We start from the raw sequence: 6,322 nt of genomic DNA, 5'->3' as shown, positions 1-6,322 counted from the left end.
CTTGCCGGCGATGCAGCTTGGCGGCGTTTCGCACGGGTCCTCCGGCGCGCTGCATCTGCACGTGTCCTATCTCATGCGCGGCCTCTTCCTCGGGGCCGCCCTCGCGCTGCCCGCCCTCGGAATCCATCTGGCGGATCGTTCCGCCCAGACGCCGGATGCCGAGGCGATGCAGGTCGCCGCCGTCCACTCGGCTCCCCCGCTCCGGACGGCGGCGATTTTCCAATGCTCGGGCCGCCGTTGATGGTCCCGTCCCGGATGCCTGTGGCCCTACATCCGTTCCATGCGCGGACGCGCGACGGACTCAGCCCAGCGGTCGACCTGATGCTCTGCGGCGTGCTGGCAATCTCCCTCCTCTGCTTGCTCCTCCTCGCCCTGTGACCGTGATCCCGGGTTCCCCGCCGATGCCGCTGTACAGATCCGATCCGCGCCTCAGTCCGTCGCTCAGAGCTTGCCGCCCCCAGCCAGCGATGCGTGACGGCGGAACGCGGCGCCTGCTCGCCATGCTCCTCGGTTGGATGCGTTCGCGTGGGGACCGGGATAGCTCGGTCTCGGAGAGACATTCTTAACCGTTCGACGGCACGCTCCTTCATGTGGGACATATTCCCACATGAAGGACGAGCACGATGTCGACGATCTCGGCAAACTCCGCCGCCCCCCCTCCCCCGCCACCGCGCCATCGCATTTCCCAAGGCGGCTTCAGCACGCAGGCGATCGGCGGAAGTCCAACAGCCGACGCGGCCTCCTCCGGCACCGGCACGAGCGGAACGACCGCCACTGATCTGTCCGCGGATGCGGACAGGCTCGACCCCGGCAGCTTGGCGGACCGGATCGACGATCTCCTGACCCAGCAGGTCGGGAGCGGAACCCTGACACAGGCCCAGGCCGACACGCTGAAGAGTGCTTTCGAGAATTTCGGTGGCGGCACAGACGGTGTCGGCGCACGCCAGCGTCCGCAGGGACCGCCCCCAGGTCCGCCGCCCGATGCGTCGGGGTCGGGCACGTCCGATGCGTCTTCGGAGAGCACCGGCACGGCCTCGGGCGACGACCTTCTGGCGGATTTCGTGACGCAGTTGCAGACGGCGCAGAACCAGTCCCGCGCCTATGCCGCCGATGGAACGCGCTCGGGCAGCCGGACCGCCAGCGCCCTTCTTCTCAACTTCACGGCGTGACACGGAAAGGCCAGAGGGGGCCGGTCGGGTGGCGCGAGAGTCACGGCCGTAGAATTCCGCGATTCGCCCGGCCCGTCCGGCCGTGAAGGCGCGCGACATGGCTCCGGATTTGATATCGATGGAGCAGCAGCCGGATCGTCGCGCTCGCAGGGGGGCTCGCCACGAAGCGCACCCAGGCTTCCGCGGTCGTCCTCCCTCGGCGCCGAAGGGCCAGATGACCGCGATGTTCGTGTTGATCCTCGATGATGCCCCGCTGAACAACCTGTTGCTCGCCGAGGTGATTCGCGATCTGCCCGATTGCACGGTCCGCGACTTCACGGTTCCGTCCGACGCCCTGGCCTTCGTGCGCGAGAACGCCGAGCGGATCGGCGTCGCGATCTCGGACTTCGAGATGCCGGGGATGAACGGGGTCGAGTTCATCCGCGCCGCCCGGATGATCCCGGGTTTCGCCCACGTGCCCATCGTCATGGTGACCAGCCTCGACCAACGCAGCCTGCGCCGGGAAGCGCTCGCGGCCGGGGCCACGGACTTTCTCGCCAAGCCCTTCGACGCCGTCGAGATCAGGGCCCGGGTCTCGAACCTGCTCGCCCTCAACCAGGCGCGGCTCGATCAGATCGACCGGGCCGCGTGGCTCGACCGCGAAGTGAAGGCCGCCACCGCCCTCATCGCGGCGCGCGAGCGCGAGATCGTCATGATGCTCATGAAGGCCGCCGAACACCGGGACAACGAGACCGGCAATCACGTGGCGCGGGTCGCCGGCTTCGTTTCGGCGATCGGCCACAGCCTCGGGCTTCCGGAGGAGCAGGTCGAGCAGCTCAGCCTCGCTTCCACGATGCACGATGTCGGCAAGATCAGTGTGCCGGATTCCATCCTGCTGAAGCCGGGGCCGCTCACGGCCGAGGAGCGGCATCAGATGCAGCACCATGCCGAGCGCGGAAGACGCATCCTCGAGGGCAGCTCCTCCAGCCTGATGCAACTCGCCGCCGAGATCGCCGCGACGCATCACGAGCGCTGGGACGGCTCGGGCTACCCGCTCGGCCTGAGCGGCGAGGCGATCCCCCTCTCGGGCCGCATCGTCGCCATCGCCGACGTGTTCGATGCGCTGACCTCGGAGCGCCCCTACAAGAAGGCGTGGAGCGAGGCCGAGGCGCTCAACCACATCCGCGCCAATGCGGGTTCGCACTTCGACCCGGTCTGCGTGGACGCCTTCCTGAATGCGCAGACGGGCCAGGGCTGAATTTTGCCGGAGCCGGGCCGACCGGAGGTAGCACCCCGGCGCGCCCCCGTTCCGGTAGCGGCCATGCGCTTCCGGCCATGCCCGGTGCGGGGATCGTCGGGGTCTCGCCGACACGTTCGGGGGGCAAAGCGCCGACGAGACCCGGTCGGATCGATCGTGGACCCGACCGCTCGACTTTGCATCCGCGGCCGCGGTCCGCATTCACAAAGGTCAACACGTGGATCCGAGGCCGCCTCAATCGCGGCGCGCGATGTCCGTCAGCCGGGTCGAGATCCAGGCCTTGGCCGTTTCGAGATCGTCGAAGAGCGGCGCATGGATGTCCTTCACCGGGCCGAAGCCGACCTCGAGGAACCACTTGTCTGCGAGCGAGCCGTGCTCGCCCGAGAGGCGCACGAGGATGGCGACGAGCATGCCGTCATCGAAAACCAGTCGGCTCTCGCGGTCGTTGCTGCCCGTCGCGATCTCGACGGACCGTAGTTTCAAGGTCATGCCGCCGCCCGCGCCCCCAGGTGCAGGTACTTGGCGTCGAATTCGGCAATCGACTTCAGGCGCTGAAGATTGAGGATCTTCAGCGTCCTGCCTTTGAGTTCAATCACCCCCTCGCGTCGGAGTTCCTGGAGCGAGCGGTTCACGTGGACATTCGAGAGGCCGACGGTGTCGGCGAGGTCGAGCTGCGTGATCGGGAATTCGTAGGAATCCGCGTTGGCGAAACCAACGATCTGCAGGCGAACGAGCAGTTCGCAGAACAGGTGGGCGATCCGCTCGATCGCGGAGCGGCAGCCGACGTTCACGAGCCACTCGCGCAACGTCGCTTCGTCCACCAGGCTCGAGAGGCGCAGCGCGCGGGCAATGGCGGGATGTTCGTCCGTCAGGCGCTTCACGAAGTCCAGGGGCAGACGGACGACCCGGCAGGCGGAAAGCGTCGTGATGGTGTGGTCCATCTGTGTCAGCAGGGCGACGTCGAGGTCGCAGGCATCGCCGGGCACCAGATAGGCCGTGATTTGCCGCGCACCGTTCGCCCGGTGCTTCTGTCGGCAGGCGATGCCTTCCATGATCAGGATCACGCCGTCCGGCGTGTCGCCCTCACGGATCAGGTCGACCCGCTGGCCGATGAGATGGGCGTTGGCACCGATCCGTTCGAGGAGGGCGCGATCGGCATCCGGAAGCGGTCCGAACCCTTCGAGTTTGCGTACGAAGGGATTCGACATGTCGATGCGCGGCGCGGGCGGGGAGAATGGCAAGTCGGGATCCGTCTGAGAGGCATCTATCGGGCGGGCCGCCCGGGACACGACGGGCGCATGCCGCGGGATCGGATCGGAGCGACGATCCCACGGGCGGGCCCTGACGCCGCGCATGTGTGTCCTGGCGTTCCGGTCGATCGGCTGGGCGAGCCATGCGATGGACCGGGGGTGACCGATGCCCGTCGTGTCGGGCCGCGCATGCCGGTGCGCCACTCCAACGACTTCATGTCTCCGACACCCACGCTGGTGCTCCGCAGCGAGACGATCGATTGTACGCGAGTACGCCTATTTAGCCTCGGCGCGAAGATCTTGCGGGTAGTTGATGGAGATCCGTATGATTTCGAACAATAACATATGTTGATGTCGACCTAGAGCCTCGGTTTTATCGCGACCGTAGGGCTCAACCTCTTTCGCTGATCTGCGTCCTTCGCGCGGCTATGGGCGCCATCGGGCGGGAGAGGCTGTATTATCCGCACACAGTGCCCAGGAATCCTTCGGCGTCCATGCAAACCCTTCCTCGGAATCGCGTGCTGCGACAATTGTCGCTGGAGGATCGCGCACGTCTCGCGCCCGCTCTGCATCCCGTCGTGCTCGGGATGCGTGATATCCTGACCCGGCCCGGCACCGTGGTGGAGTGCTGCACCTTTCCCGAGGACGGACTCGTGTCGGTGATCCTGCCGATCGCCGCGACGCGGGTGGAGGTCGGAATGATCGGCTTCGAAGGCGTGGTCGGCGCCGCCGAAACCGTGCTCGATGGTCGCTGTGCCGCATACGAACACATCGTCCAGATCCCGGGCTTCGCCCACGTCATCGCGGTGACGGATCTGCGCGACGCCATGCGGGCCAGCCCGACCCTGACCGCCAACCTGCGGCGCCTCGTCCAGGGCGAACTCTACCAGGCCCGCCACACGGCCTTCGTCAATGCCAGCTTTGGCATCGAGGCCCGACTCGCCCGCTGGCTCCTCATGTGCCACGACCGGATCGAGGGCGACGACCTTGCGCTCACCCACGACGTGCTTGCCGTGATGCTCGGAGTGCGGCGCTCCGGCGTCACCCTTGCGGTGCAGAACCTCGAAGGTGCGCGGTGCATTCGGGCTCGGCGCGGCCTGATCACGGTGCTCGACCGGAAACGCCTCGAGACGGCCGCGGCCGGTAGTTACGGACACGCGGAGGCGTTCCACGGGCGCCTGATGGGCGCGGTCTGAGGGGGGCGGCGAAGGTCGGCCCGGGCGAACGCTCACGCAAGGCTCGCGCACTGCGTCGGGACCAGCAGGGGATGGACGCCCGGCGCCTTCTCGCACACGATCACGCGCCGGACCGCTGCATCGGTCGGGATCGCGGTGTCCGCGTTTCCGGAGCCCGGGGCTGCACCTATTCCGTTCCAGCCGGACTTCGTTCAAGAGCCCGTGGATGAACCGATCCGAGATCCGCTACTGGCTCGTCACGATCCTTTGTGGCAGCGCCGTCCTGGGCGCCTGGATGGTGCTGCCCGTCGAGGAATGGCTGCATGCCTTCGGCGCCTGGACGGCGCGCCTCGGTGCGTTGGGGCCGATCGCCTTCGCGGCCCTGTTCGTGCTCGCGACCCTGCTGGTCGTTCCGGGCACGCCGCTCACCATCGCGGGCGGAGTCGCGTTCGGATGGTGGGCGATGCCCCTGGTGATGGTCGCCGCGACCCTGGGTTCGGTCCTGGCCTACCTGGCGGCGAGGTCCCTGCTGCGCGCGCGCGTCAACGCCTTCGTCGCGAACCGCCCCGCCATGACCGCCACCGTGGAGGCCGTCGGCGACGCCGACTGGCGCCTCCTCACCCTGATGCGGCTCAGCCCCTTCGTGCCGTTCAATGCGCAGAACTACGCCCTCGGCCTCGCCGGCGTCGGCATGCCGTCCTTCCTGGTCTCAACCCTGGTCGGCATGATCCCCGGCACCGTTCTCTGCGTCTATCTCGGCGTGATCGGGCGCGCGGCCGGCGATGAGACGGTCAGTTGGATTCCCCTCGGCCTCGGGCTCGCTGCCACCGTCGCGGCCGTCGCGATGACGCGGCGGCGGGTGCAGGCCAGGCTCGCCGCACGGGTACGGGGCGCCCCGCCCGTACCGGCTCCCGCCGCATCGCGGCCGGCCGGATCGGGCCTGGATCGACGCTGGCTCCAGCCCGGCGCGACCTGCTGGCGCCAGGAAAGAGCCGGCCGTGTCGCGGTGCTGCACGACGGCGCCGCCTACTTCGCCGCGGCCCGTGCCGCGCTGCTGGAGGCGCGCCACTCCGTCATCCTCATCGGCTGGAGCTTCGACCCACGCCTGCGCCTCGTGCCCGAGGGCGGAGGAGCGCCCGGGAACGAGACCATGGCGGATCTCCTGCGGGGCCTGAAGGCCCGCCGGCCCGACCTCGCGATCCGCCTGCTGATCTGGGAGATGCCCTGGCCGATCGCCTCGGGCGCGGCGCTGAAGCCGGAGGCGATCCGCGCCCTGCTCGGTCCCGGCATCGCCTACCACCTCGACGCCACCCTTCCGCGCGGGGCCTGCCAGCACCAGAAGATCCTGGTGATCGACGACCGGGTGGCGTTCTGCGGCGGCGGCGACTTCGAGGCCAACCGCTGGGATACGCCCGCCCATCGGGACCGCGACCCCCGACGCCGGCTGCCCACCGGCGAGGCCTATCCGCCCCGCCACGAGATCATGATGGT

Annotated in this window: 7 protein-coding genes; 5 read left to right on the top strand and 2 right to left on the bottom strand. The window is 68.5% G+C overall.

The genetic code is table 11. The features are described 5' to 3' along the window. From K2X24_RS01165 to K2X24_RS01155, 3 genes are all read left to right on the top strand, one after another. Positions 1-241 (top strand): hypothetical protein (locus K2X24_RS01165; RefSeq protein ID WP_292493909.1); only part of this gene is annotated, 241 nt, incomplete at its 5' end. 574 nt (positions 242-815) lie between these two features. Beyond that, positions 816-1,169, top strand: coding sequence for a hypothetical protein (locus K2X24_RS01160; RefSeq protein ID WP_292493908.1), 354 nt, complete (start codon positions 816-818; stop codon positions 1,167-1,169). A gap of 223 nt (positions 1,170-1,392) precedes the next feature. Continuing rightward, complete coding sequence (locus K2X24_RS01155; protein ID WP_292493913.1) at positions 1,393-2,406, top strand: HD domain-containing phosphohydrolase; 1,014 nt, start codon at positions 1,393-1,395, stop codon at positions 2,404-2,406. A gap of 234 nt (positions 2,407-2,640) precedes the next feature. Here the strand turns inward: K2X24_RS01155 and K2X24_RS01150 are convergent, their stop codons facing one another. Together K2X24_RS01150 and K2X24_RS01145 are read right to left on the bottom strand one after the other, a co-directional pair. Continuing rightward, complete coding sequence (locus K2X24_RS01150; RefSeq protein WP_292493906.1) at positions 2,641-2,895, bottom strand: hypothetical protein; 255 nt, start codon at positions 2,893-2,895, stop codon at positions 2,641-2,643. Continuing rightward, complete coding sequence (locus K2X24_RS01145) at positions 2,892-3,647, bottom strand: Crp/Fnr family transcriptional regulator (protein WP_366934421.1); 756 nt, start codon at positions 3,645-3,647, stop codon at positions 2,892-2,894. Before K2X24_RS01145 ends, K2X24_RS01150 begins: the two co-directional genes overlap by 4 nt. A 527-nt stretch (positions 3,648-4,174) precedes the next feature. Here K2X24_RS01145 and K2X24_RS01140 point away from each other — a divergent pair. Both K2X24_RS01140 and K2X24_RS01135 read left to right on the top strand, forming a co-directional pair. Then, on the top strand, positions 4,175-4,852 hold the full coding sequence (locus K2X24_RS01140; protein ID WP_292493904.1) for a Crp/Fnr family transcriptional regulator: 678 nt from the start codon (positions 4,175-4,177) through the stop codon (positions 4,850-4,852). 205 nt (positions 4,853-5,057) lie between these two features. After that, positions 5,058-6,322, top strand: a 1,265-nt coding sequence (locus K2X24_RS01135; protein WP_292493902.1) for a VTT domain-containing protein, incomplete at its 3' end; no start/stop codon positions are given.

The organism is Methylobacterium sp., from assembly GCF_019750675.1.
GTDB lineage: Bacteria > Pseudomonadota > Alphaproteobacteria > Rhizobiales > Beijerinckiaceae > Methylobacterium.
This window is presented reverse-complemented; position numbering and strand designations above follow the sequence as displayed.

Excerpts from the sequence above, each read along its gene's own strand:
- K2X24_RS01150 (WP_292493906.1), bottom strand. The coding sequence starts at position 2,895 with ATGACCTTGAAACTACGGTCCGTCGAGATCGCGACGGGCAGCAACGAC.
- K2X24_RS01155 (WP_292493913.1), top strand. The coding sequence starts at position 1,393 with ATGTTCGTGTTGATCCTCGATGATGCCCCGCTGAACAACCTGTTGCTC.